This window comes from Sphingobium sp. CECT 9361, assembly GCF_918741285.1.
Taxonomy (GTDB): domain Bacteria; phylum Pseudomonadota; class Alphaproteobacteria; order Sphingomonadales; family Sphingomonadaceae; genus Sphingobium.
The window spans coordinates 15,112-38,985 of record NZ_CAKKNC010000012.1 but is presented as its reverse complement, the minus strand read 5'-3'; the positions used below and the strand labels follow the sequence as shown (position 1 = coordinate 38,985).

Genomic DNA, 23,874 nt, shown 5'->3' with positions numbered 1-23,874 from the left:
TGGTCGAAGCCCGACAACATGGTCGGGTCACGAATCCCACTCCTCAGAAACCGGCGTCCTGCCGCGGCGCGATCATGAGGGAGCAGCGGACGCGGCCTCCAGCCAGTGTAAGCCACTCCCAGAGACACTTTCATATTTGAGGTTGAGCATGAACCACTCTGTGATCATTCCCCCGCTCAAGCGTATTGCCGTGATAGGAACGTGCGTTCCAAGGCAGTGTGGCATCGCCACCTTCACCAACGATCTGCAGCAGGCATTGAAGAACTGCGATTCCGATCTTTCTTCAACGACGATTGCGCTGACGGACGATGCCAACACTTACGCCTATCCGCCCGATGTCGCCCTGGAGATCCAGCAGGCCACGCCCGCGTCCTATGCAGTCGCCGCCGATTTCCTCAACGTGTCGAACGTCGATCTCGTTTCTCTTCAGCACGAGTTCGGGATCTTCGGAGGCGAGGCCGGTGAATACATCCTTGGCCTTCTCAGCGGCCTCAGCGCTCCGATCGTCACGACGCTACACACCGTACTGGCCAACCCCAACCCTGCACAACGTCGCGTCATGGATGGCATCATCGAACATTCATCGCGCCTCGTCGTCATGGCGGACAAAGGACGGCGCATTCTGCAGGACGTCTATGATGTCCCGGCCGAGCACATCGCCGTGATACCACACGGCGTTCCGGACCGGGCCTTTATCGATCCGGCGATGGCGAAGCACAAACTGGGGCTTGCAGACCGGACCCTGTTGATGACCTTTGGCCTGCTTGGTCCAGGCAAGGGTATCGAAACGGCAATTCGTGCAGTGCCGGCACTCGTTCGCGACCATCCCAATCTGCTCTATATGATCGTCGGCGCAACCCACCCCAACCTCGTTAGGGATGAAGGCGAACGCTATCGCGATAGCCTCGTTGCACTCGCAGCCGAACTCGGCGTCATCGAGAATATTTGCTTTGTCGACCGATATCTCTCACTGGATGAGCTGCTCGACCATTTGGCTGCATGCGATATCTACCTATCGCCTTACCCCAATGAAGCGCAGATTGTTTCAGGAACGCTGGCCTACGCTGTTGCCCTTGGTAAAGCGGTCGTCTCGACGCCCTTCTGGTATGCGCAGGAACTGCTCGCCGACCATTGTGGCGTTCTGGTGCCGTTTTCGGAACCGGATGCACTCGGAGCTGCCGTCGCTCGATTGATCGTCGATGGCGCGTCGCGTAGCGAGATTCGAACCCGCGCGTACGAGCGCGGTCGCGCGATGATCTGGTCGAGCGTGGCGAAGCAGTACCTGAAAGTCTTCTCCGATGTCCGATTTGAAAGACGCTCCGGCGCGTCGCGGGCTATACGTCCTTCAAATGACGAAGCCTGGAACAGGGCGCTTCCACCGATAACGACGGACCATCTCGCCGCTCTTACCGACATGGTCGGCATAACCCAGCACACAAAATTCGCGGTTCCGGACCGGAGGCACGGCTACTGTCTCGATGACAACGCGCGCGCGCTGTTGCTTCTCTCTGAACTCTCGACGCTGCGTTCTCTCACGCCACAGGAGGAGCAGCTTGCGCTGACATATGCCGCGTTCGTTGAGCACGCCTGGTCGCCAACGGATAACCGCGTTCATAATTTCATGGGGTTCGACCGCACATGGCTCGACGATGCGGGAGCCGACGACGCGCATGGTCGCACGGTCTGGGCACTGGGCGCGGTCGCAATGCGAAAAGACGATCGATTCCTGGACGGATGGGCCGCCGCGCGCTTGCTGGAGATGGCACCTGCGTTGGTAGCGCTGACCACGCCGCGCGCCTGGGCCTACGGGCTGCTCGGCATCTCAAAACTTCTCCGGCGCTTCCCAGGCCATCGCAACCTGGAGCAGCTGCGAGGAGAACTGTCCAATCGCTTGTTCCAACGTTGGTGTGACGCAGCTGCGCCCGACTGGGTCTGGTTCGAAGACAGGCTCGGCTATGATAATGCCCGATTGTGTGAAGCTCTCATCGAAAGCGGCCATGACACCGGCAACCAGTCTCACCTTGATGCCGGCCTCGATACGCTACGGTGGCTGATGACGCTGCAGACGGCCGAAGTGGGGCACTTTCGGCCTATCGGAACCGAAACATTTGGAAGCGATCGGCGTCATCCGCAGCCATTCGACCAACAGCCCCTGGAAGCCTGTGCAGCGGTTGGTGCATGCCTTACCGCGGCGCGAGTCACGAGCGACGCATGGTGGCAGCGCGAAGCGCGCCGTGCATTCAACTGGTTTCTCGGGGCAAACGACCTTGGCATTCCCGTCGTGGACGTCAAACGAGGCGCCTGCTTCGATGGTCTCCATCCGGACCGGCGCAATGCCAACCAAGGCGCTGAATCGACGCTCGCATATCTTTCCGCGCTGACCGCGATCCTGAGCGCGGCCGAGAAGGATGCCTCGTTGAGTAAAGCCCCGCGCGTGGTCGAACTTTGCACGGCCCGTAATAAACCTCTCAGGCGGGTACCCAACGCATTCCGAACAGGTCTTCCCGAAGACCGTCCAGAATCTCAGCTCTCCTGTGGATGCCCAAATTCATGAAAGCGGACTCGGCACAGCTGGCTCAACCGGACGAAGCACTCGAAAGGCTCGCGATCGACACCATCCGCACGTTGGCGATGGATGCCGTACAGAAGGCCAATTCGGGCCATCCGGGCACGCCGATGGCGATGGCGCCGGTGGCCTACACGCTGTGGCGGGACTTCGTCCGCTACGATCCGGACACGCCCGACTGGCCGAACCGCGATCGCTTCGTTCTTTCGGTCGGCCATGCCTCGATGCTGCTCTATGCGGTGCTGCACTTGGCCTTGGTCAAGGAGATCGACCCGGACGGCAAGCCGACGGGCAGGCCCGCGGTCGGTCTCGACGACATCAAGCAGTTCCGCCAACTCGGCTCGAAGACCCCGGGCCACCCCGAGTACCGTATGACTACCGGTGTCGAGACGACGACCGGCCCGCTCGGCCAAGGGTGCGGCAATTCGGTCGGCATGGCGATTGCCGAGCGTGCGCTTGCCTCGCACTTCAACCGCGACGGTTTCAAGCTGTTCGATCACAACATCTATGTGCTGTGCGGCGATGGCGATATGATGGAGGGCGTCTCGAGTGAGGCCGCATCACTCGCCGGACATCTCGCCCTGTCAAATCTCTGCTGGATCTACGACAGCAATCATATCTCGATCGAAGGTTCGACCGAGCTCGCCTTCACCGAGGATGTCGGCAAACGATTCGAGGGCTATGGCTGGAACGTCATCCAGGTCGATGACGCTAACGACACCAGGGCCGTCGCGCGCGCAATCGCGGCCTTTCGCGATGCCCATGACCGGCCGACTCTCATCGTCATCCGCTCGGTGATCGGCTGGGGCAGCCCCAGAGCAGGTAGCGAGAAGGCGCACGGCGAGCCACTGGGCGAAGACAATGTCCGCGCTACCAAGAAAGCCTATGGCTGGCCCGAAGGCGCCCAGTTTCTCGTGCCGGACGGTGTGGCAGAAGCGTTCAACGCAGCGGTTGCGGGACGCGGCAGGCCGGCACGCGAGGCGTGGGAGGAAACCTTGGCCCGCTACCGCGAGAGCTTTCCAGCTGAGGCCAGGGAGATGGACCTGCTGCGCCGGGGCAAGCTGCCGAGTGACTGGCAGGCAACAATCCCCACCTTTCCTCCCGATGCCGTGGGGCTGGCCTCGCGCGACAGCGGCGGCAAGGTGCTGAACGCAATCGCACCGCACGTGCCGCTGCTGATCGGCGGCGCGGCGGATCTCTCGCCCTCTACCAAGACTAGCCTGACTTTTCAGGGGGCGGGATCGTTTGGGAAGAACGACCATTCGGGTCGCAACATGCACTTCGGCGTGCGGGAGCATGCGATGGGATCGATCGCCAACGGCATGGCGCTATCCTACCTGCGCTCCTACACCGGCACCTTCCTGGTTTTCGCGGATTATATGCGCGCGCCGATAAGGCTGGCAGCGATCATGGAACTGCCGGTCGTGTTCGTGTTCACGCACGATTCTATCGGCGTTGGCGAGGACGGGCCGACCCACCAACCGATCGAGCATCTGGCCACGCTTCGAGCCATCCCCGGGCTCGACACTATCCGGCCGGGCGACGCCAACGAGGTGGCAGCCGCGTGGAAGGTCGCTCTCAGCCATAGCAACGAGCCGACCGCGCTGATCCTCTCGCGCCAGGCGATCCCCACGCTCGATCGAAGAAAATATGCGTCCGCCGATGCGCTAGAGAAAGGCGGCTACATCCTTGGCGACGCCGAGCGCGGCGCTCCCGAGATCATCCTTATCGGTACCGGCAGCGAACTGCCGATGGTGGTGGCCGCGCACGAGAAGCTGGCTAGCGAAGGTGTCCGATCGCGCGTGGTATCGCTGCCGAGCTGGTTCTTGTTCGAAAAGCAGGCCGACGCCTATCGCGAGAGCGTGTTCCCCGATGCGGTGCGCGCGCGGCTCGCCGTCGAGCAGGGCGGATCGATGGGCTGGGACCGCTATGTCGGACATGACGGCGGGACAATAACTATGAAGACCTTCGGAGCCTCGGCGCCGCTCGCCAAGCTCCAGGAAAAATTCGGTTTCACCGTCGACAATATCTGCGCCGTGGCGCGCGATCTGATCGAGAAGAACAAATGACCAGCCGTCTCAAAAACCTTGGCGCTGCGGGACAGGCCGTGTGGCTAGACTTCGTAGACCGCAAAATTCTGAACGAAGGCGGGCTGCGCAAGCTGGTTGAGGAGGACGGTCTGACCGGCGTCACCTCCAACCCCTCGATCTTCGAGAAGGCGATGGGCCATGGCGACGCCTATGACGAGGGTTTTAACAACTTCCTCGGCAAGGCCGACGCGAGCGTCACCGATACCTACGAAAGCCAGGCGATCGCCGACATCAAGGCGGCAGCCGCCGATCTACGACCGGTGTACGACCGGCTCGGCGGCGGGGACGGCTATGTCAGCCTTGAGGTTTCGCCCCATCTCGCCAACAGCACCGACGACACGATCGAGGAAGCACGGCGACTGTGCGATATGGTGGCCGAGCCCAATCTGATGGTGAAGGTGCCCGGCACACGGGCTGGCATTCCTGCGATCCGTCAACTGATCGAGGATGGGCTCAACATCAATGTGACATTGCTTTTCTCGCTCGCCGCTTATCAGGCGGTCGCGGAGGCCTATATGGCCGGCCTCGAGGCGCGGGTGAAGAAGGGAGAAGCGATCAACCGGATCGCGAGCGTCGCGAGCTTCTTCGTCAGCCGCATCGATGCGCAGATCGACAAGACGATTGATGCGCGCGTCAGGGAAGGCGACCCGGAAAGCGAGGCTCTAAATGCCATTCGCGGCCAAGTCGCAATCGCCAATGCCAAGCTTGCCTATGCCTGGTACCAGGAGTTGCTGGCGAGCGACCGATGGCAAGCGCTGGCCGCCAGGGGAGCGATGCCGCAGCGACTATTGTGGGCCTCGACCGGGGTTAAGGACCCCGCCTACCCCGATACGCTCTACATCGACTCGCTGATCGGACCCGACACCGTCAATACGATGCCGCCTGGGACGATGGACGCGTTCCGTGACCATGGCACGGCCCTGGCCACACTGACCGATAATCTGGATAAAGCACTCCATGTGCTGGCCGAAACCGAGCGTCTCGGCCTTAAACTGGGTGATATTGCGGACAGGTTGGTCGAGGCGGGTGTGACGCTGTTCGCCGATGCGGCGGATGCACTGCTTGGCGCGGTCGCGGGCAAGCGTACCGCGTTCCTCGGCCGCCGACAAAACTTGATGGCAGTCGATCTCCCGGCAGGACTTCAGGAGGCTGTCGCCACGCGCCTCGAAACCGCTCGCGCCGAGGCTTGGCCGCGCCGGCTGTGGAAGGGCGATGCCTCGCTCTGGACCGGCAAGGACGAGGGCAAATGGCTCGGGTGGCTCGCCGCCGCCCGCAGTGAGCAGGTTGATCCAGACACGCTCAAGATGCTCGGTGAAGAAGCCAAAGGCTTCAAGGACGCGGTGCTGCTCGGCATGGGCGGATCGAGCCTCGGCCCCGAGGTGATCGCGCGCATCCTCGGCAGCGCAAAGGGTAGCCCAAAGCTGCACGTGCTCGACACCAGCGACCCCGGCCAGATCGCGACGGTCGCGGCAGCGATTGACCCGGCGAACACGCTGTTCATAATATCCTCCAAATCGGGATCGACAATGGAGCCTGAGCTCCTGCGCGCCTATTTCTATGCAGCGGCCGGCCAGGACGGCAGCCATTTCGTTGCGGTCACCGACCCTGGATCAAAGCTGGACCAGACCGCGAAGGCGGATGGCTTCGCGCATATCTTCGCAGGCGATCCAGCGGTCGGCGGGCGCTATTCGGTGCTGTCGGCTTTCGGCATGGTTCCCGCCGCCGCGATGGGCATCGATATCCAGGATTTCTACGAGAAAACCCAGCCAATGGTCTTCGCCTGCGGTGCCGATTCACCTCCTGCAGCAAACCCTGGCGTGCGCCTTGGGGTGATAATCGGCGAGGCGGCTATCAACGGGCGCGACAAGCTAACCATCTTGGCATCCAAGGGACTAGAACCGTTCGGGGCCTGGCTCGAGCAGTTGCTTGCTGAGTCGACGGGCAAGAAAGGCAAGGGGATTATTCCGGTCGACCTTGAGCCCGCGGGACCGCCGGAGGTTTACGGGAGCGATCGCCTGTTCGTGCATCTTCACCTCGAAGGAGACGCGGAGGACGGGCTGGACAGCAAGCTCGCGCAGCTAAAGCAGGCCGGCCATCCCCTCATCCGGATCACGGTCGCCTCACGCGATTTGATCGGCCAGGAGTTCTTCCGCTGGGAAATCGCGACGGCAATTGCAAGCGCCATTATTGGGATCAATCCGTTCGACCAGCCCGACGTGGAGGATGCCAAAATCGCCACGCGCAAGCTCGTCGATGCTTATGAAGCTTCCAGTGCGCTTGAACCAGAGATTGCGATCGCGGAAGACGCAGACTTGGCGATCTACACTGCCGGCGAAAGCGGATTCGGCTCGGGCGATCCGGCGAACCTGCTGCGGCTCCACTTTGCCCGGCTGGAGCCCGGGCATTATGCCGGATTCCTCGGATTTATCGAGCGCGACGAGGCGAACGCGGCGGCAATGGCTGCGATGCGGGTGGCGGTGCGCGCTACCAAGGCGGTGGCGACGGTCGCGGGTTTTGGGCCGCGTTTCCTGCACTCGACGGGCCAGGCCTATAAAGGCGGCCCGGCGAGCGGGTTGTTTCTGACGATCACGCGCGATCCCCATCCCGATCTGTCGATCCCAGGCAGGAAAGCGAGCTTCGGCACCATTCAGATTGCGCAGGCGCGCGGCGACATGGCCGTGCTTGTTGCGCGCGGGCGGCCCGTTCTGCGTGTCCACATCAAGAAGGACGGCGGCGGCATCGAAGCCTTGCGCGCAGCTGTCATCGCGGCAACCCAAAACTGAGGAATGAGCACATGCGTATAGCGATGATCGGCCTCGGCAGAATGGGAGCCAATATTGCGCGCCGTCTGATGCGCGGCGGTCACGAGATCGTCGCCTTCGATCGGAACCCGCCGCTGGTGGACATGCTGGCCGGCGAAGGCGCGACCGCCGCCGCTTCGCTTGAGGAGGTCGCAGCCAAGCTGGAGAGCCCGCGCATTTTCTGGGTGATGCTGCCGGCTGGGCCGCCGACGGAGAGCACGATCGAGATGCTGATGGGCTTGGCCTCCCCAGGCGACATAATTATCGACGGCGGCAACAGCTTCTACAAGGACGACATCCGCCGGGCGAAGCTGTGCGCCATGAAGGGGCTCCACTATGTCGATGTGGGCACCTCGGGCGGTGTGTGGGGCCTTGACCGAGGCTATTGCATGATGATCGGAGGCGATGCCGCGACGCTCGACAGTCTCGATCCTCTCTTCGAGGCCATGGCACCAGGCTTTGGGACGATCGCACGCACACCGGATCGCGGCGGTCCCAACGAGGACACCCGCGCCGAGAAGGGGTATATCCATGCCGGTCCAGCCGGCTCGGGCCATTTCGTCAAGATGGTTCACAACGGCATCGAATATGGCTTGATGCAGGCCTATGCTGAGGGGTTCGACATCCTGAAGGGCAAGTCATCCGCCAAGCTGCCGGAAGACGAGCGCTTCGACCTCAACCTCACTGACATCGCCGAGGTCTGGCGCCGCGGCAGCGTGATCTCGTCCTGGTTGCTCGATCTGACGGCGACGGCGCTCGCCAAAGACCAAATGCTGGAGCAGTTCTCGGGGCAGGTCGCGGATTCCGGCGAGGGTCACTGGACGATCGAGGCGGCAATGGAGGAGGCAGTCCCTGCCTACGTGCTCTCAGCGGCACTGTTCGCGCGCTACCGCAGCCGAGTCGACACGACGTTCGGCGACAAGCTGCTCTCGGCTATGCGGTTCGGCTTCGGCGGCCACGTCGAGATGCCGCAATGAGCGATGCTCTGACTGCACCCTCTGCTACCTTCGTTATCTTCGGCGCATTTGGGGACCTCGCCCGCCGATTGCTGATACCCGCGCTCGTTAACCTCGCTCGGGCCGGCTTGCTGAATGAGGACATGGCGCTCGTCGGTGTCAGCCATCATGACAGCGACGACGAGCAGCTGCGCCAGGCGCTTGACGAATTCGTGAAGGACGATGCCAACTGGCCATGGCTCCGCAGTCGTATCCGCTATTTGAAGGGCGATTTCGCCGATTCGACTATGTATCAGGCTCTCGGCAGCCAACTTACCGGGAACGCGATCTTCTACCTCGCCACCGCGCCGGCCTTCTTCGGTACCGTCGTCAATCAGCTCGGCGATGAAGGGCTGCTCAACGAGACCGATGGTTTCCGCCGCGTCGTGATCGAAAAACCGTTCGGGACCGACCTTGCCTCCGCACAGGCGCTGAACCGGCAAATCCTTTCCCGCGCCAGCGAGTCCCAGATCTACCGGATCGATCACTTCCTTGGGAAGGAGACCGTACAGAACATCATGGTCACGCGCTTCGGCAACACCATGATGGAAGCCGTCTGGAACAACCGCTATGTCGATCATGTCCAAATAACGGCGGCCGAGGCGGTGACCGTCGGCACGCGCGGCAGATTCTACGATGCCACCGGCGCATTGCGCGACATGGTTCCCAATCACCTCTGCCAGCTGCTGGCGCTGATAGCGATGGAACCGCCGATCAGCTTCGATGCCGATGCGATCCGGACGGAGAAAGAGAAGGTCATTGCCGCCATCCGCCCGATCGACCCCACCGAGGCAATTCGCGGGCGCTATTGCTCCGGCGCCATCGCTGGCAAGGCCGTCTCCGCCTATCTCGATGAGCCCGACGTTGACCCTGCCAGCCGCACGGAGACCTTCGCCGCGCTCAAGTTGCACGTGGAGACGTGGCGGTGGTCGGGCGTGCCCTTTTATCTGCGCACCGGGAAGGCGCTGGCGACACGTGATACCGAGATCGTCGTCCAATTCCGCGACGTGCCGCTGGCGCTTTTCCAGGAGACGGTGGTGGACCGGCTGCCCCCCAACCGTCTTGTGGTGCAAATTCAGCCCGACGAGGGCATCAGCCTTGAGTTTGTGGTCAAGCGGCCTGGGCTCGTCGTGAACACCGCGCCGGTCGCCATGGATTTCCGCTACCGGGACCATTTCGACGTGGGCCACCAGACCGGCTACGAAACTTTGCTGTATGACGTGCAATCGGGCGACCAGACGCTGTTTCAACGTGCCGCGCAGATCGAAGGCGGCTGGCGCGCCGTGCAGCCGCTCCTCGATCTGTGGGCGCAAGGCACCCCCGAGGAATACGCCGCAGGCAGCGCCGGCCCCGAAAGTGCAGATGCGCTGATGCACCGCTCCCACCGACGCTGGCATCACCTCGGATGAGCGACCCTATTCGCCTAATCGTTTCCGATATAGATGGCACGCTCCTCCGCCAGGACAAAACCCTCTCCGACGGTGTGATCTCTGCGGTTGGACGGGCCAGGACGGCTGGTATTGCGGTGAGCCTGATCAGTGCCCGCCCGCCCAGCGGCATGCTCTGGATCGCGAAACGGCTGGAGCTCACAGGCGTCATCGGCGCCTTCAACGGCGGCACGATCGTCCGGCCCGACGGGACTGTCGTTTCGGCAGATCAGCTTGATCCCGAATGCGCCGCGCGAGCACTCGCCCTGCTTGAGCACCCGGCCGTCACGCCGTGGCTGTTCTCGGGCGGCCTCTGGTATGCCCAAGCAACCGACGATGTGTATGTTCCGCGCGAGCGACGCGCGGCAAGCATTGAGCCGATAATCAAGGACGACTTCGCGGCATTGCTCGCTCATCCCGACAAGATCGTCGGCGTCAGCGGTGATCATGCATTCCTCGCGCGACTTGACGGCGAGATCGCGGCAGCGCTCGGACAGTTTGCGACTGTCGGCCGTTCGCAGCCTTACTATCTCGACATTACCGCTCCCCAGGCCAACAAGGGCGATGGCGTCGCCGCGCTGGCAGCCGCGATCGGCGTACCGCTCGCCAACGTTGCCGTGCTCGGCGACGAGCGTAATGACCTGCCGATGTTCGCGCGCGCCGGCCTCTCGATTGCGATGGGGCAGGGTCCCGATGCGGTCCGCTCCGCCGCTGACCAGGTGACCCTGTCGAACGAGGAGGACGGCGCTGCCCAAGCGATAGACAATATCATCCTGATGGAGGCTTCGAGATGATCGAGCCTGGCCAAGAGCGGATCCGCCGCGACATCTTGGAAAGGTGCACCGCGTTCGGAGGGCCGTCAAAGCCGGCTATCGCGCAAGCGATCCTCGATGCAACCGTCGCACCGGTTACCGTCCGCCTGAAGAATATCGAACCCGATCGCTCGAGCGCCGCCTATCCGCCGAGCGACAGCACCCTGATTGGAGTCCACCGATGAAGCGACTCATCGCCTTCGACCTTGACGGCACCCTGGCCGAGAGCAAACAACCTATAGACCAAGAGACGGCCGAGTTGCTTGCCAAGCTGCTTGATCTCGTCGACGTCGCAGTGATCTCCGGTGGCGACTGGCCTCAGTTTGAAGCACAAGTCGTGTCGCGATTGCCCATCAGAGCTGACCTCCGTCAGCTGTTCATCATGCCAACCACAGGCACCAAGCTCTACCGCTTCACGGATGTCTGGAAGCCGGTCTATGCTGATGTATTCGACCCCGACGAGCGCAGGCGCATTCTTCAGGCGTTTGAACTGGCCCCAAGGGAAGTGGGCCTTCCGGACGAGAGGACATGGGGTGAGCGGATCGAGGACCGCGGGAGCCAGATTACTTTCTCTGGACTTGGACAGGAGGCGCCGCTCGACGCAAAGAAAGCGTGGGATCCCGACTTCGCCAAGCGCAAGGCACTGCATGCAGCGCTTCGATCACGACTGCCCGAGCTGTCCGTCAACGTGGGGGGATCAACCTCCATCGACATTACTCGCCAAGGCATCGACAAGGCTTATGGAATGCGCCGTCTTTCCGAGGAATCCGGCATTCCGCAGTCGGCTATGCTGTTCATGGGAGACGCGATCTATCCCGGTGGCAACGATGATCCCGTTCGCACAGCCGGAATCGACGTAATCCCCGTGCGAGACGTGGCGGAGACCCGGACCGTGATGATGGCAATTCTCGCTTGCCTCACACCCTGATCCGATTGCCATGGCATGGAATCCCCTGTGCACAGCCAACATCGCTAAACGACGCGCGCCGCCCCGAATTGGCGTTCGTCTTCCTTGAACGGCATCCACCGCTCGAACAGTCAGCAATTCCCAATCAGTTCGAGTGACCTACTCCATCACACTTAGGAGGTTATCAATTGAGACCGTAGCGAAGGCAGTGAAGCTGTCAGCCACCCCATAGGGTAGTAACATCGCCCGATCTTGAACGATCGCACCGCAACTATAGACAACGTTGGGTACGTACCCGTCCCTCTCGTGCGGACTCGGGGCGAGTACCGGGCGCGGCGTGCGCGCCAGCAGCTTTGATGGGTCATTCTTGTCGAGCAGGCATGCGCCAATGCAATAGTTGCGAACCGTACCAACGCCGTGGGTCATCACTAACCAGCCTTCGTCAATCTCGATCGGCGACCCGCAATTGCCCATCTGGACGAATTCCCAAGGGAATTTTGGTGTAATGAGCTTTTCGCCACCTGCCCAGTTAAGCAGTTCATCGGAGAAGTGAAGCCAGATGTTCTTGCTGTCCTGACGCCCAAGCATGGCGTATTTTCCCGCTATGCGGCGAGGGAAAAGGGCCATGCCCTTTCCACTCGAGGCCTGGCCGGTCAGGACGCGCATCTCGAACGATCTAAAATCGGCCGTGCTCAGCAATTCCGATCGCACTTGGCCACCGCCGAACGCTGTATATGTACCATGGTAGCTGATGCTGCCATCATCCTCGCAGAAGCGAACAAGGCGCGTATCCTCGATACCCTGCGTTTGGCTCGGCAGGACCGGGAAAAGCACTGTCTCCGAGATCGTGCGACTGCCGGCGCAACACAGGCGTGCTGCTATGCCCTCCCCTCTCCCGCACGTATCGATGAGGGGCGATACCGATGTCGGGCTGGGATCATCGACCAAAAGTGCGCCGCCAGGCGTCCAGGTGCCGGTGCGGAACGTCACGGAAGATACATGCCCCTCGCCGATGCCTCGCAGCGACATCACGAAACGAAGCGTGCCCTCGGGCAGACCCGACTGGTCGGGATGGAGCACGGCGCTTGGGTTGAACAAGGCGGCGGCCTCATATGCAAATTCTTCGCTGCAGTAGGCGCCTATTAATCGCCGCTGCTTGGCGTTGATACGATCGGCACCCGCGATCCCGCTGGCGACTTCGTTGAACCGGCGAAGCAACATCGCATCGACGTCGCGGTGGTTCTCGTCCAGGGATAGTGTGACGCCTTTCAGCTGACGCGCCAACTCAGCCTCATCGAGCGCCACGATCAGATCGACAGTCTCCTGGGTGCGGGACGTGCCGCCGTCGAAATCTCTGGGATAATTCGGCTCAAAAGGACGGACGACGGTGCGCGATGGATCGGGTCGAAGAACGCGATCATAGAAGTTTAGCTTTGCGCGTGAGGTCATGCTGATCGGTCTCCATTCGAATAATCCGCGCAGATCAATAAAGGCGCGAGCGCCAATATCGCGAGCCCGTCCTGGGCCCGACATTCGCCCTCGGTGGATGGCACTGTCGCGTCGGTAGGGCATGGTGCCTTCGCGCCGAATTGGGATTGTTACGTAGCCATTTCAGTGCCGCGCGCTGCGCACCAGGGAAACGTGATGCCTGCGTTTGGCCTGCTCGATCGAATGCGCGATGTTCTAGCGGAATGCCTTGATCGCCGCGCTCAGATTGACCCTGGCAGATCGATCGTAGTGACTGACTGGCGGGATCTGCGCATCGATTCCGAGAAGCTGATAGACCGCCATTTGCGCGGCCCGCACCGAATATTCGACGGTGAAGACGACATCTTCGGGTATTTCGACGAACTGACTGACAAAGGCGAGATTCCGCGTCGTTTCGGGAACCGGGAACGGCCGTTCGCCTTTCGAGCGCGGCATGAACATGCTCGTAATATAGGGCATCCGGCAGGGGATGCAGTTTGCCGTTTCAAAGACTGTCATGTCGATATTGAGATGGCCACATAGCTCGATCAGAAGGTCCTCCCCATAGCAGGCTGACATCGGCTTTGGCACGAAATCGCCGATGCGATCGGGGTGCAGAGCATACCCCCAGAACACCCGGCTCGTCGCCGGCTGGTCGGGGAAATGCGGTTGATGCGCCAATACCACCGACATCAACCAGCTCGAATCCTTGAAGGTCACAAGTCCGCCCGTGCCCGCCACGTTTCCGGTGAAGGATTCCATATGGTCGAAGAAGCGCGTGTTTCCCTGCGTGACCGTGAACGATATCCAGCAAGATTCGGCGATCGAGCTATTGAAGGCGGCTGGGTTCCCAAAGCCGGGATGCTCCGCGGCGAGCTTCTCCCATAGGGCCCACCCGCCGCTGTCATGTTTCGTCCGATGCGGCGGCGCACTGGTCATGGATCCCAGGCTCGAGGCGTCGGTCATCGAACCGTTCTGAAAAAAGACGAGGTCTTCGGGTCCGACGTCAATGGCTTCGGCCGCTTCGCCGTGGCGCAGCAGGATGCGGCTGACCGCTGACTTGCCGCCGATCGGGGCGAGGACGAGGTCTGTGACCAATGTGTCCCTGGCGAAATGGACGCCCCGTTCTTCGAGCCAGGCGGCCAGAGGACGGACCAGGGAATCATATTGGTTGTAGACCGTGCGCTTTACGCCCGCGAGCGTTTCGATCCTCGAGAATTCCTTGATGAAACGATGGAGGTAGCGCCTGAATTCGACCGCGCTGTGCCATGGCTGAAAGGCGAAGGTCGTTGCCCACATATACCAGAATTTGGTCTCGAAAAATGAAGGCGAGAGCCAATCGGTAATCCGTGTGGCGCCCAATCGCTCTTCACTGGCGACGGAAAGGCTGAGCAATTCCAGCCGGTCGTTCATCGAGAAGCCCATCGAGGTCACGTCGAGGATGGCACAATCGCGGTCGATCAGGCGTGCCTTCGAATGCGATCGTACACGTTCGTTGAACGCGATCGTCTCCTCGAAGACGGTCAAGCCGGGATGTTCGAGCGAGGGGATCGTCTTGAACAGACCCCAGGTGCATTCGTAATTATCCGTTGTCAGCATCCGGCCGCCGCGCATCGAATAGCCATCCGATGCGCTGCCGGCGCCGTCGAGGCTGCCGCCAAGGATCGGAAGCATTTCATAGACGGTAATGTCGCTGCCCTTCAGGCCACCGTCGCGGATCAGGAAGGCCGCTGCGGCCAGGGAGCCGATGCCGCCGCCGACAAGATACGCTTTTCTACCGCTTGCCATGTTGTTCTCCACTGGCGCCAAGTGGCGCCATGATCGAAATGAGCCGGAGTCCCGGTCCGAGCGATGCCACTATGCCGGGGGCCGACGGCGCGGCGGGTCTCACCAAAAGATCGGACCTGCCGGGACGATGTGGGCGCACGCACGGGTGGTTGGCACAGGCGGGGCACACCGTCAGAGCATTCGCTTGGTCAGTGGGCGCCGCCCTCGAAATCGATCACGATCCGCCCCTCGATTTCACCGTGATGCATGCGCGCGAAGATGTCGTTGATGTTCTCCAACGTGTCCGTCGTGACGGTCGCGCGAACCTTGCCCTCCGAGGCAAAATCTAGCGCTTCCTGCAGATCGAGCCGCGTGCCGACGATGGAGCCACGAACAGTGATCCCGTTCAGGACCGTGTCGAAAATCGACAGCGGAAAGTCGCCTGGCGGAAGCCCGTTCAACGCCACCGTGCCGCCCCGCCTGACCATGCCGAGTGCCTGCTTGAATGCGATCGGCGACACGGCGGTGACAAGTGCGCCATGGGCGCCCCCGATCTCCTTCTTGATGAATGCCGCGGGGTCGACGTTGCGCGCGTTGACGGAGAGATCTGCGCCCAGTCGCTCCGCGAGCGCGAGCTTGGCGTCGTCGATATCGACGGCCACGACATTGAGCCCCATCGCCTTGGCATATTGCACGGCCATATGCCCGAGACCGCCGATGCCCGAGATCGCCACCCAATTGCCGGGCCGTGTGTCCGTGACCTTCAGCCCCTTGTAGACCGTCACGCCGGCGCACAGGATCGGGGCGATGTCGATGAACCCGATATTGGCCGGCAGGTGACCGACATAGTTGGGATCGGCGAGAACATATTCGGCAAAACTGCCATTCACCGAATAGCCGGTATTCTGCTGGGCCTCGCAGAGCGTTTCCCATCCGCCGAGGCAATGAACACAGTGCCCGCAGGCGGTGTAGAGCCAGGGGACGCCGACACGGTCGCCCTCCTTCACATAGGTCACGCCGCTACCCACCGCGACCACATGACCGACACCCTCATGGCCGGGAATGAACGGTGGATTGGGCTTGACCGGCCAGTCCCCCTCGGCCGCGTGAAGGTCTGTATGACAAACGCCGGTCGCCGCGATCTTCACCAGGATCTGGCCCGGGCCAGGCATCGTGACCGGCACTTCCTCGATCACCAGCGGTTGGCCAAATTCGCGTACGACCGCAGCTTTCATGGTCTTGTTCATCGTGGTGTTCCTTGCAGAGGCGGCCGCGCGGATTGGCCGCGGCCTGGGTGAGCCGGGTCAAAAGAGGCCGAGGGCCGTCTCGTCGTAGCTGACCAGCAGATTCTTGGTCTGCTGATAGTGGTCGAGCATCATCTTGTGGTTTTCACGCCCGAACCCGGAGGCCTTATATCCTCCGAACGCCGCGTGCGCGGGATAGGCATGATAGCAGTTGGTCCACACCCGACCGGCCTCGATCGCGCGGCCCAGCCGATAGGCATGATTGCCGTTACGGGTCCACACACCGGCGCCCAATCCGTAGATGGTGTCGTTGGCGATCGAGATCGCGTCCTCGATCGTCTTGAACGGGGTCACCGACAGGACCGGCCCGAAAATCTCCTCCTGGAAGATCCGCATCTTGTTGTTGCCGACAAACACGGTGGGCTCGACGAAGAAGCCGTCGTCGAGCTCGCCTCCCGGACGGGCGCGCTGCCCCCCCGTCAGGCACTCGGCGCCTTCCTGCTTGCCGATGTCGATATAGCCCAGGATCTTGTGGAGCTGGTCCTCCGACGCCTGCGCGCCCATCTGCGTGAGCGGATCGAGCGGGTCGCCGACCCGGATCGCCGCGACGCGCGCGACCGCCCTTTCGACAAACCGGTCGAAGATCGATTCGTGGACCAGCGCGCGCGAGGGGCAGGTGCAGACCTCACCCTTGTTGAACGCGAACAGGGCGAAGCCTTCCAGCGCCTTGTCGAGGAAATTGTCGTCCTCGTTCATGACGTCCGCCAGGAAGATGTTCGGGGACTTTCCGCCCAGCTCCATCGTCTGCGGGATCAGGTGCTCGGCGGCATAGCCCATGATCTGCCGGCCGGTCGTCGTTTCGCCGGTGAAGGACACTTTCGCAATCCGCGGATTGGCCGCGATCGCGCGTCCGACCGACCCACCCGGTCCGGTCACGATATTGACCACCCCCGGCGGCAGGATATCGGCGGTCAGCTCGGCGAACAGCAGCAGCGAAAGCGGCGTCTGCGAGGCGGGCTTGATGACCGTGCAGTTGCCGGCCGCGAGCGCCGGGGCAATCTTCCAGGCCGCCATCAGCAGCGGGAAATTCCACGGAATGATCTGTCCGACGACGCCCAGCGGCTCGCGGAAATGATAGGCGATCGTCTTCTCGTCGATTGTCGAGATCGACCCTTCCTCCGCGCGGACGCAGCCGGCGAAATAGCGGAAGTGATCGATGGCCAGCGGCACATCGGCGGCGCGGGTCTCCCGGATCGGCTTCCCGTTGTCCATGGTCTCGGCCAGCGCGAGCAGCTCGAGATTGTCCTCGAGCCGGTCAGCCACGCGATTGAGGATCCTTGCGCGCTCGGCGGGGCACATGCGCGCCCAGCCCTCCTTCGCCCGGTGGGCAGCATCCAGCGCTGCCTCCACATCCTCTGGCGAAGACTTCGCGATCTCGGCGAGCTGCCGGCCGTTGATCGGACTATGGTCCGTAAAATATTCGCCGCGTATCGGCTCCACCCATCGTCCACCGATGAAGTTGCCATAACGCGACGGTGCGTGACCCTTCGCCCGGACGGTGTCGATCGCTTGCTGGAACATGAAACATCTCCGCTATACATGGCCCGGCGCCCAGGTGTGCGGCACCGCGGACTCAATATTCTCCCTCGCAGGAGGGCTGCGTTGCGGATGTGCGAGATGACGACTTTGCGAAGTATTGGGATTGTTACGTAGCGGCTGATAGAGCAATCCGGGGCCGGTTGGATGCGGTGTCGATCGGCAACAAGAAGCCGTGCGTCGCGACCGAACGCCGACACGGGCGTCAACGTCAGTAATAATCTGCGAGCGTCAGCAGCCGCACGATACCGGATCCGTCGACGAGCCTGAAGTGGGTGCCGGCAGGAAGGAAGCGCCAGCGCCAAAGCTGCCCACGCGTGTAGCTTGCATTGATTGGCCGCCCGTCGATACGGACGATCCGATCGCCGACCGACCAGCCGCTCTTCTCGGCCGGACTATGGACCGCGACATGGGCGACGGTCAGGGCGGAAGGCGAAACCGCCAGGCCGAAGCCTGAACGGTCTTTCAGCATCGGGAGCCTGTGTTTTGGCGGCGCCGGACGCAGCCACAGGCTTTCCGCAGTGATATCCATGATCACATCGAATTGCGCGATGAGCGGCAATCCGATGCTCCCCACCGCGCTGTCGGATTGCCAATGATCCAGCCCCGCCACCGGCACCCCGGCAATGTGCACTTCGCCGATAACAATGTCGTCCAGAACAAAGGCGGTCACAATCTGGACCCCATCAAGGCTTCCCAGCGCCGCGGTCGACCGGGCCTTGCCGGCGAGGAGGTCCTGCGCAGCGACAAAGGGGGTAGAGAGCATGAGCGCATTTGCGCTCCCGAGATCGAAAATGAGTTGCACGGGGCTCCCGCCCCCGATCGACGCTGTGACCAGCAGTTCGCTGCGAGTCCCGTGCGTCAGAGGAAGGCGACGCCAGCCGCTCCCGCCGGCAAAACTCCCCGTCGGGGCGAAGCCGATCCGGTCCTGCGTGAAGTCGAGGGCGACACAGCGCCCCGCCAAGATGTCCTCCCCCAGGACCAGATCGATCGGGCGCCCGAATGCGGACGATATCGCCGCAAGGTCGCTCACGATGGCGAACGGCAAGCGCCTGCGATCGTCGGCGACGGTGAGGGCAACGTCGCTGATCTCGGTGACCTCGACGCGGCCACCGGTGCCGCGAATGATCCGTTTCCCGGATGGGGCGATATCCAGACTCTCCACCAGGCGCGTATTGATGATCGAAGCGGCGCTTCCGCTGTCTAGAATGGCGCGGACGGGACTGCCGGCCACCTCTGCCGAGACCATCAGCGTATCGCCCATCGCGATCTCCGCTGACGTCCAGGCAAAGGAACCCCACCCATCGCCTGCGCGGGCGAGAGACGTCAGAGGGAAGCCAGCCGACGAGGCGCCCAGGAGCGACGCGGCGGACAGGCCGCGGGCGAGAAGCGTCCGGCGATGCATCCTGTGATAAGCGTCCGCGTCGTTTTCCAATCTGCCCTGCCTGCTTCTGGAAAACCGCCCCGTTCGATCGACGCCGCACAGGCGGTCTCATTGCCCGGCATGATCGTTCGCATGCTGCGCCGGCGGCAGGCATCCGTAACAAAACGTATATTTCCCGAACGGCTCGAACGGCACTTCTGCTGGCATCTTCAAACGGATCGAAATCTTGCGGTCCCCACGTCCAATTCTTCGAGGAGCCAAGTCATGCAGAATATTTTCCGTAGCAAAGCTGGCCTGATCGTCCCCGCCATCGCTGCGCTTGTCGCGCTCTCGGCGACGCAGGCTTGGGCGGATGAGGCCCCGCCGGTGCCGGCAAAAGTCGTCAAGCACCAGAACCACGAGGCGCATCAGGCCCATCAGGCAGGGATGAAGCATGGCGCGAGACAGATGCATGACGAGATGATGCACGACCATCAGATGGGCGTGAACGCGTCGGGCGGCATGCAGATGGGATGTGGCGGGGCGGCCGGGGGCAAGGACAAGATGCCGATGGCGCCCAAAGCGAAGCCGGACCAGGCGCCGCCCGCCGCCAGCATGCCCGCCACGCCGATGAGCGACGACATGTAGGAAGCGCGGAAGTGAAGGGCCGACAGCGTTGGCGAGACAGATGCGAGGGTCCGGCAGATACGGATGTCTCCACCGGACGCTGATCCTGCGCGCCTTTCACTTCCTCGGCCGGGTTTCATGCGCCCCTGACCCCGCCTGCCCGGTCGGCCGTCTCTGCGACCATGCCCCCGCGGGGCAATCGGCTCCGCGGCGTCTCTTCAGGTCTGGTTCCGAAAGTTCAAATTGATGCGGACTCTACTTCCCCCGCTTGCCGATACGACCACCGGTCGCCGAGGCTTCGTGCAAGGTCTTTTGCTCGCGACAGCCCTTGCCACGCTGGGTTGGCCCGCGCACGCGCTCGCGGCACCGGCGGTGAAGACGCCGGACGTGCTGAGCGGCACCGAGATCGATCTCGACATCAGCCGGGTCACGGTCAACTATTCCGGAAAAGCGAGCGTCGCCACGGCCGTCAACGGGAGCGTGCCGGGCCCGCTGATCAGGCTGCGCGAAGGCGACGCTGTAACGATCAGGGTCAAGAACAGTCTGGATGAAATGACCAGCATCCATTGGCATGGCCTGATCCTGCCGACGGACATGGATGGCGTGCCAGGGATCAGCTTTGGCGGAATAGCGCCGGGCGAAACCTTTACCTACCGCTTTGTCGTGAAGCAGAGCGGCACCTTCTGGTACCATGCTCATACATTGGCGGAGCAGACGGGCCTTTATGGCCCGATGATCATCGAATCGAAGAGCGAGACGCCCCTCGCCGCCGACCGCGACTATACGGTCATGCTCAGCGACTGGACGGACGAGGCTCCGCTTCAGGTCTATCTGAACCTGAAGAAGATGAGCAGCTATTATAATTTCGCGCAGCCGACCGCCGGCGATTTTGCGCGCGATGCCGGCAAGCTCGGGCTGGGCGGTGCTTTGTCGAAGCGCGCGATGTGGAACAAGGCGCGCATGAATCCGACCGATCTGAGCGACGTGTCCGCCGCCACCTACACCTATCTCCTGAACGGCGCGCCCTCCGCCAGGCACTGGACGGGCATCGCGAGCAAGGGCGAAAGGGTTCGCCTGCGCTTTATCGGCGCCGGAACCGCCACCTATTTCGACGTTCGGATTCCCGGCCTGATGCTCACGGTCGTCGCCGCCGACGGACAACCCGTCGAGCCGGTCGACGTGGATGAATTCCGGATCGGACCCGGTGAAACCTACGACGTCATCGCGACCATCGCGGACGACAAGGCCTATGCGATCTTCGCCCAGTCCATGGATCGCACCGGCTTTGTCCACGGCGTGCTCGCGCCGCGTGACGGCATGAGCGCGGACATTCCCCCGGTCGATCCGCGCTCCTGGCTCGATCCGATCGACATGATGGGTGGGATGGCCGGGATGGCGGGGATGGGACCGGCCGGTCACGACCATGGCATGGTCGAGACGACACCCAAAGCCCGCCATGCGCGTACCGAATATGGTGCCAATACCGACATGCGCGTCGACTTTCCGCGTACCAATCTCGATGATCCCGGCGTCGGGCTGCGGCGCAATGGGCGCCGGACCCTGACCTATGCGGATCTGAAGACAGCAGGGCCGGCGGCAGACCCCCGCGAACCGCAGCGCGAGATCGAACTCCATCTGACCGGCAACATGGAACGCTTCGTGTGGGCATTCGACGGCGTGAAGCTCAACGATTCGAAGCCCCTGCATTTCACCCCGAACGAACGGCTCAGGATCATCCTCGTCAACGATACGATGATGACCCACCCGATGCACCTGCACGGGATGTGGAGCGATCTTGAATCGCCCGACGGACAGTTCCAGGTCCGCAAGCACACCATTTCGGTGCAACCGGCCCAGCGCGTGGCCTTTCGCGTGACGGCCGACGCGATGGGCCGGTGGGCCTTTCACTGCCACCTTCTCTACCACATGGCGGCGGGCATGTTCCGCGAGGTGGTCGTGGCATGACAAGCTCGCGCTCAACTTGGTTGCTGGCTCTCACCGGGCTCGCGATGACCACCATCACCGAACCCGCGCTCAGCCAGCAGGTGAAACCCGCGGGCAACGCCGAGGCCGCCAGCTCCAATGATCAGGCCATGCCGCCGGATATGCAGATGGGCGACCAGCAAAAAGATGGCAGCAGCGCGCCCCCGATGAACATGCCCGGCATGGACATGAGTGGCGGAAAGCCCGGCGCCGATGCGCGCGACCCGGACGCTTATTCCGACGGCTACAGGAATTCGACGCTGCCCGGCTATGAGATGGCCGACAAAATTTCGGTGGCCAAGGTGCTCGTGGATGAGCTCGAGTTCCTCACGAACAAGCAAGGCCAAGGCATCAGCTGGTCGGGTCAGATTACCAATGGCCCGGACAACGACAAACTCTTGCTGCGGAGCCAGGGCCTGAAACAATCCGGTGAGCGGCTTGATCCGGAATCCTCGGTCGAGGCGTTCTGGTGGCACGGACAGCGCCCGTTTTGGGGAACGATCCTTGGCGTGCGTCAGGACATCGGCCCGGGAGCCCATCGCTGGATCGCCGGGGGGATCGAGGGCCTGGCCCCCTATTGGTTCGATGTCCAGCTGACCGGCTACGTTGGAGACGATGGCCGTCTCGCGGCACGTCTGAAGGCATCCTATGACGTGCTGCTCACCAACCGCCTCATCCTCGTACCGCAGCTGGAATCGAACGCCTACAGCAAGGCGGCTCCCGAGCGCGGGCTCGGCGGAGGCCTGAGCAACCTCGAGCTCGGCTTGCGGATGCGCTACGAGATTCACCGAAAAGTCGCTCCCTATGTCGGCTTTGTATGGGAGCGCTCCTTTGGTGAGACGGCGGATTTTCGTCGCCTTGCTGGCGAAAATCCCACCGAACACCGGTTTGTGGCTGGCTTACGGATCTGGTGGTGAGACGCGCGCTGAACCGCAGCGGCTAAACTTTTTGGAAAGGACCAAATCATGCTTGATCGTCGCGCCGTCATCGGTTCGGGACTCACCTTCGCGGCGCTTACCGGGGCTGTCGCCGCGGCAGGCCCGGCCATCGCGGCGCCAAGGAAGCGTGGTGACGGCATGATGACGCTCGACGAGTGCGTCGACAGCTGTATCGCATCGCACCGCATGTGCCTGGAAACCGCGCGATACTGCACCGAGCAAGGCGCACCGGCTCATATCGAGGCGACGCACATCGCTTTGCTTCTGGACTGCGCGGAGCTCTGCCAGACAACCGCCAATTCCATGCTGCGCCGATCGCCGCAGCATGCCCTGTTGTGCGACGCCTGTGCCCGGATGTGCGAAGCCTGCGCGCGCGATTGCGCGAAGATCTCCGGCGACGCCCGCATGCAGGCCTGCGCCCAGACCTGCAGGGATTGCGCGGCGAGCTGCAAGGAAATGGCCAGTATGGGAATGTGATCTGGCCGGTCACCGCTTGCCTCCGGATCCGCACCCGACGTTCATTCCGCAAGCCACGCGACCGGCCAATCAGCCGCGGGCACGATCGTGCCAGATTTCCGCTGCGGACCGCATGTTTGCCGGCCCCAGGCCACCCGTCTGAGCCAGCAACAACTTCCCGGCGCTTTGCGTTCTGGCGCAACAGCATCTGGCATATCCGTCCCGCACTCATAGGGCGCCGCATCCGAGCCGGCATAAGCACGAGAAGCATTCGTATATTTCCGTAGAGACCCGGCGCGACCCAATTGCGACTTTCAATGCATGGAGGCGGTCATGAACGAGTGCGATATTCCTTACTTGCTACGGCGCGTGCGCGCCCACCGGTCACAGGCAGCGGCGGCGAATTGCCCCGAGGCGCGCTTGATCCACCGACGCTTCGTCGAGAATTATCAGCATTTGCTGGTGGGAATACGGCGGGACCAACTTCGTGAGCGAGGCGACCGGGGAAGCCAGCCTTGTGCTGAACGCGCCTGCCTTTGCGAAGGGCAAGACCCGGAAATGGCCCAGAGCCGTCGCGCAACATCCGCAGCCGCCGCAGCGGGTGAACGTGGAGAAAATGAGGCGGTCCCAGCCATTCGGTACAAGCCGGCCAGCGTACTGGTCCATCACGACCTGACCGCCCTTGGCCGACAGAGCGTTCCTGAAGCCCCTCAGCTTTTCAACGCGAACGTAACTGTCGCGACGGCCAGTGCTGCGACGGCGGCACACCAACGCATCAACCCTGCCGACCGCCAGGCTCAAGCGATGGCGATGGACGCCACAGCCTGAATGGCGC

18 protein-coding genes are annotated in these 23,874 nt (G+C 62.5%); 13 read left to right on the top strand and 5 right to left on the bottom strand.

Features of this window, described 5'->3' with window-relative positions:
* The first annotated feature begins 148 nt into the window (after positions 1-148).
* The 8 genes from LQ220_RS16050 to LQ220_RS16015 are packed head-to-tail and all read left to right on the top strand — an operon-like array spanning position 149 to position 11,619.
* The gene (locus tag LQ220_RS16050) at positions 149-2,554 is read left to right on the top strand and encodes a glycosyltransferase family 4 protein (RefSeq protein WP_230189177.1); all 2,406 of its coding nucleotides are present in this window, start codon (positions 149-151) and stop codon (positions 2,552-2,554) included.
* The gene (gene tkt, locus LQ220_RS16045) at positions 2,551-4,635 is read left to right on the top strand and encodes a transketolase (protein WP_230189176.1); all 2,085 of its coding nucleotides are present in this window, start codon (positions 2,551-2,553) and stop codon (positions 4,633-4,635) included. The genes LQ220_RS16050 and tkt overlap by 4 nt, the downstream gene beginning before the upstream one ends.
* Positions 4,632-7,439: a bifunctional transaldolase/phosoglucose isomerase gene (locus tag LQ220_RS16040; protein ID WP_230189175.1), complete on the top strand. Its 2,808-nt coding sequence runs from the start codon at positions 4,632-4,634 to the stop codon at positions 7,437-7,439. Before tkt ends, LQ220_RS16040 begins: the two co-directional genes overlap by 4 nt.
* 11 nt (positions 7,440-7,450) lie before the next feature.
* Positions 7,451-8,434: a phosphogluconate dehydrogenase (NAD(+)-dependent, decarboxylating) gene (gene gnd / locus LQ220_RS16035; protein ID WP_230189174.1), complete on the top strand. Its 984-nt coding sequence runs from the start codon at positions 7,451-7,453 to the stop codon at positions 8,432-8,434.
* Positions 8,431-9,861 (top strand): glucose-6-phosphate dehydrogenase, encoded by a 1,431-nt coding sequence (gene zwf / locus LQ220_RS16030; protein ID WP_230189173.1) that lies wholly within the window; start codon positions 8,431-8,433, stop codon positions 9,859-9,861. The genes gnd and zwf overlap by 4 nt, the downstream gene beginning before the upstream one ends.
* Positions 9,858-10,673: a Cof-type HAD-IIB family hydrolase gene (locus LQ220_RS16025; RefSeq protein ID WP_230189172.1), complete on the top strand. Its 816-nt coding sequence runs from the start codon at positions 9,858-9,860 to the stop codon at positions 10,671-10,673. Before zwf ends, LQ220_RS16025 begins: the two co-directional genes overlap by 4 nt.
* Complete coding sequence (locus tag LQ220_RS16020) at positions 10,670-10,876, top strand: hypothetical protein (protein ID WP_230189171.1); 207 nt, start codon at positions 10,670-10,672, stop codon at positions 10,874-10,876. Before LQ220_RS16025 ends, LQ220_RS16020 begins: the two co-directional genes overlap by 4 nt.
* On the top strand, positions 10,873-11,619 hold the full coding sequence (locus LQ220_RS16015) for an HAD-IIB family hydrolase (RefSeq protein ID WP_230189170.1): 747 nt from the start codon (positions 10,873-10,875) through the stop codon (positions 11,617-11,619). The genes LQ220_RS16020 and LQ220_RS16015 overlap by 4 nt, the downstream gene beginning before the upstream one ends.
* A gap of 138 nt (positions 11,620-11,757) precedes the next feature.
* Here LQ220_RS16015 and LQ220_RS16010 read toward each other — a convergent pair whose 3' ends face one another.
* From LQ220_RS16010 to LQ220_RS15990, 5 genes are all read right to left on the bottom strand, one after another.
* Positions 11,758-13,047, bottom strand: a complete 1,290-nt coding sequence (locus tag LQ220_RS16010; RefSeq protein WP_230189169.1) for a glycoside hydrolase family 130 protein — start codon at positions 13,045-13,047, stop codon at positions 11,758-11,760.
* 234 nt (positions 13,048-13,281) lie between these two features.
* Complete coding sequence (locus LQ220_RS16005) at positions 13,282-14,865, bottom strand: oleate hydratase (protein ID WP_281822826.1); 1,584 nt, start codon at positions 14,863-14,865, stop codon at positions 13,282-13,284.
* Between the two features lie 176 nt (positions 14,866-15,041).
* On the bottom strand, positions 15,042-16,079 hold the full coding sequence (gene adhP / locus LQ220_RS16000) for an alcohol dehydrogenase AdhP (protein ID WP_230189167.1): 1,038 nt from the start codon (positions 16,077-16,079) through the stop codon (positions 15,042-15,044).
* A 57-nt stretch (positions 16,080-16,136) separates the two neighbouring features.
* Positions 16,137-17,657 carry an aldehyde dehydrogenase family protein gene (locus LQ220_RS15995; protein ID WP_024018492.1) on the bottom strand — a complete coding sequence of 507 codons (1,521 nt, stop codon included), beginning with the start codon at positions 17,655-17,657 and terminating at the stop codon, positions 16,137-16,139.
* Positions 17,658-17,883: 226 nt separating this feature from the next.
* Complete coding sequence (locus tag LQ220_RS15990; RefSeq protein ID WP_024018491.1) at positions 17,884-19,107, bottom strand: aspartyl protease family protein; 1,224 nt, start codon at positions 19,105-19,107, stop codon at positions 17,884-17,886.
* Positions 19,108-19,320: 213 nt separating this feature from the next.
* On the opposite strand from LQ220_RS15990, the gene LQ220_RS15985 reads away from it, so the two are divergent.
* From LQ220_RS15985 to LQ220_RS15965, 5 genes are all read left to right on the top strand, one after another.
* Positions 19,321-19,683, top strand: coding sequence for a hypothetical protein (locus tag LQ220_RS15985; protein WP_230189166.1), 363 nt, complete (start codon positions 19,321-19,323; stop codon positions 19,681-19,683).
* Between the two features lie 225 nt (positions 19,684-19,908).
* Positions 19,909-21,627: a copper resistance system multicopper oxidase gene (locus LQ220_RS15980; protein ID WP_031308709.1), complete on the top strand. Its 1,719-nt coding sequence runs from the start codon at positions 19,909-19,911 to the stop codon at positions 21,625-21,627.
* A gap of 185 nt (positions 21,628-21,812) precedes the next feature.
* Entirely contained in the window at positions 21,813-22,562 is a 750-nt protein-coding gene (locus LQ220_RS15975; RefSeq protein WP_033963154.1) for a copper resistance protein B, read from the top strand.
* Between the two features lie 48 nt (positions 22,563-22,610).
* Positions 22,611-23,060, top strand: a complete 450-nt coding sequence (locus tag LQ220_RS15970) for a four-helix bundle copper-binding protein (protein WP_024018487.1) — start codon at positions 22,611-22,613, stop codon at positions 23,058-23,060.
* 312 nt (positions 23,061-23,372) lie between these two features.
* On the top strand, positions 23,373-23,867 hold the full coding sequence (locus LQ220_RS15965; RefSeq protein WP_130752805.1) for a hypothetical protein: 495 nt from the start codon (positions 23,373-23,375) through the stop codon (positions 23,865-23,867).
* Positions 23,868-23,874: the final 7 nt, after the last annotated feature.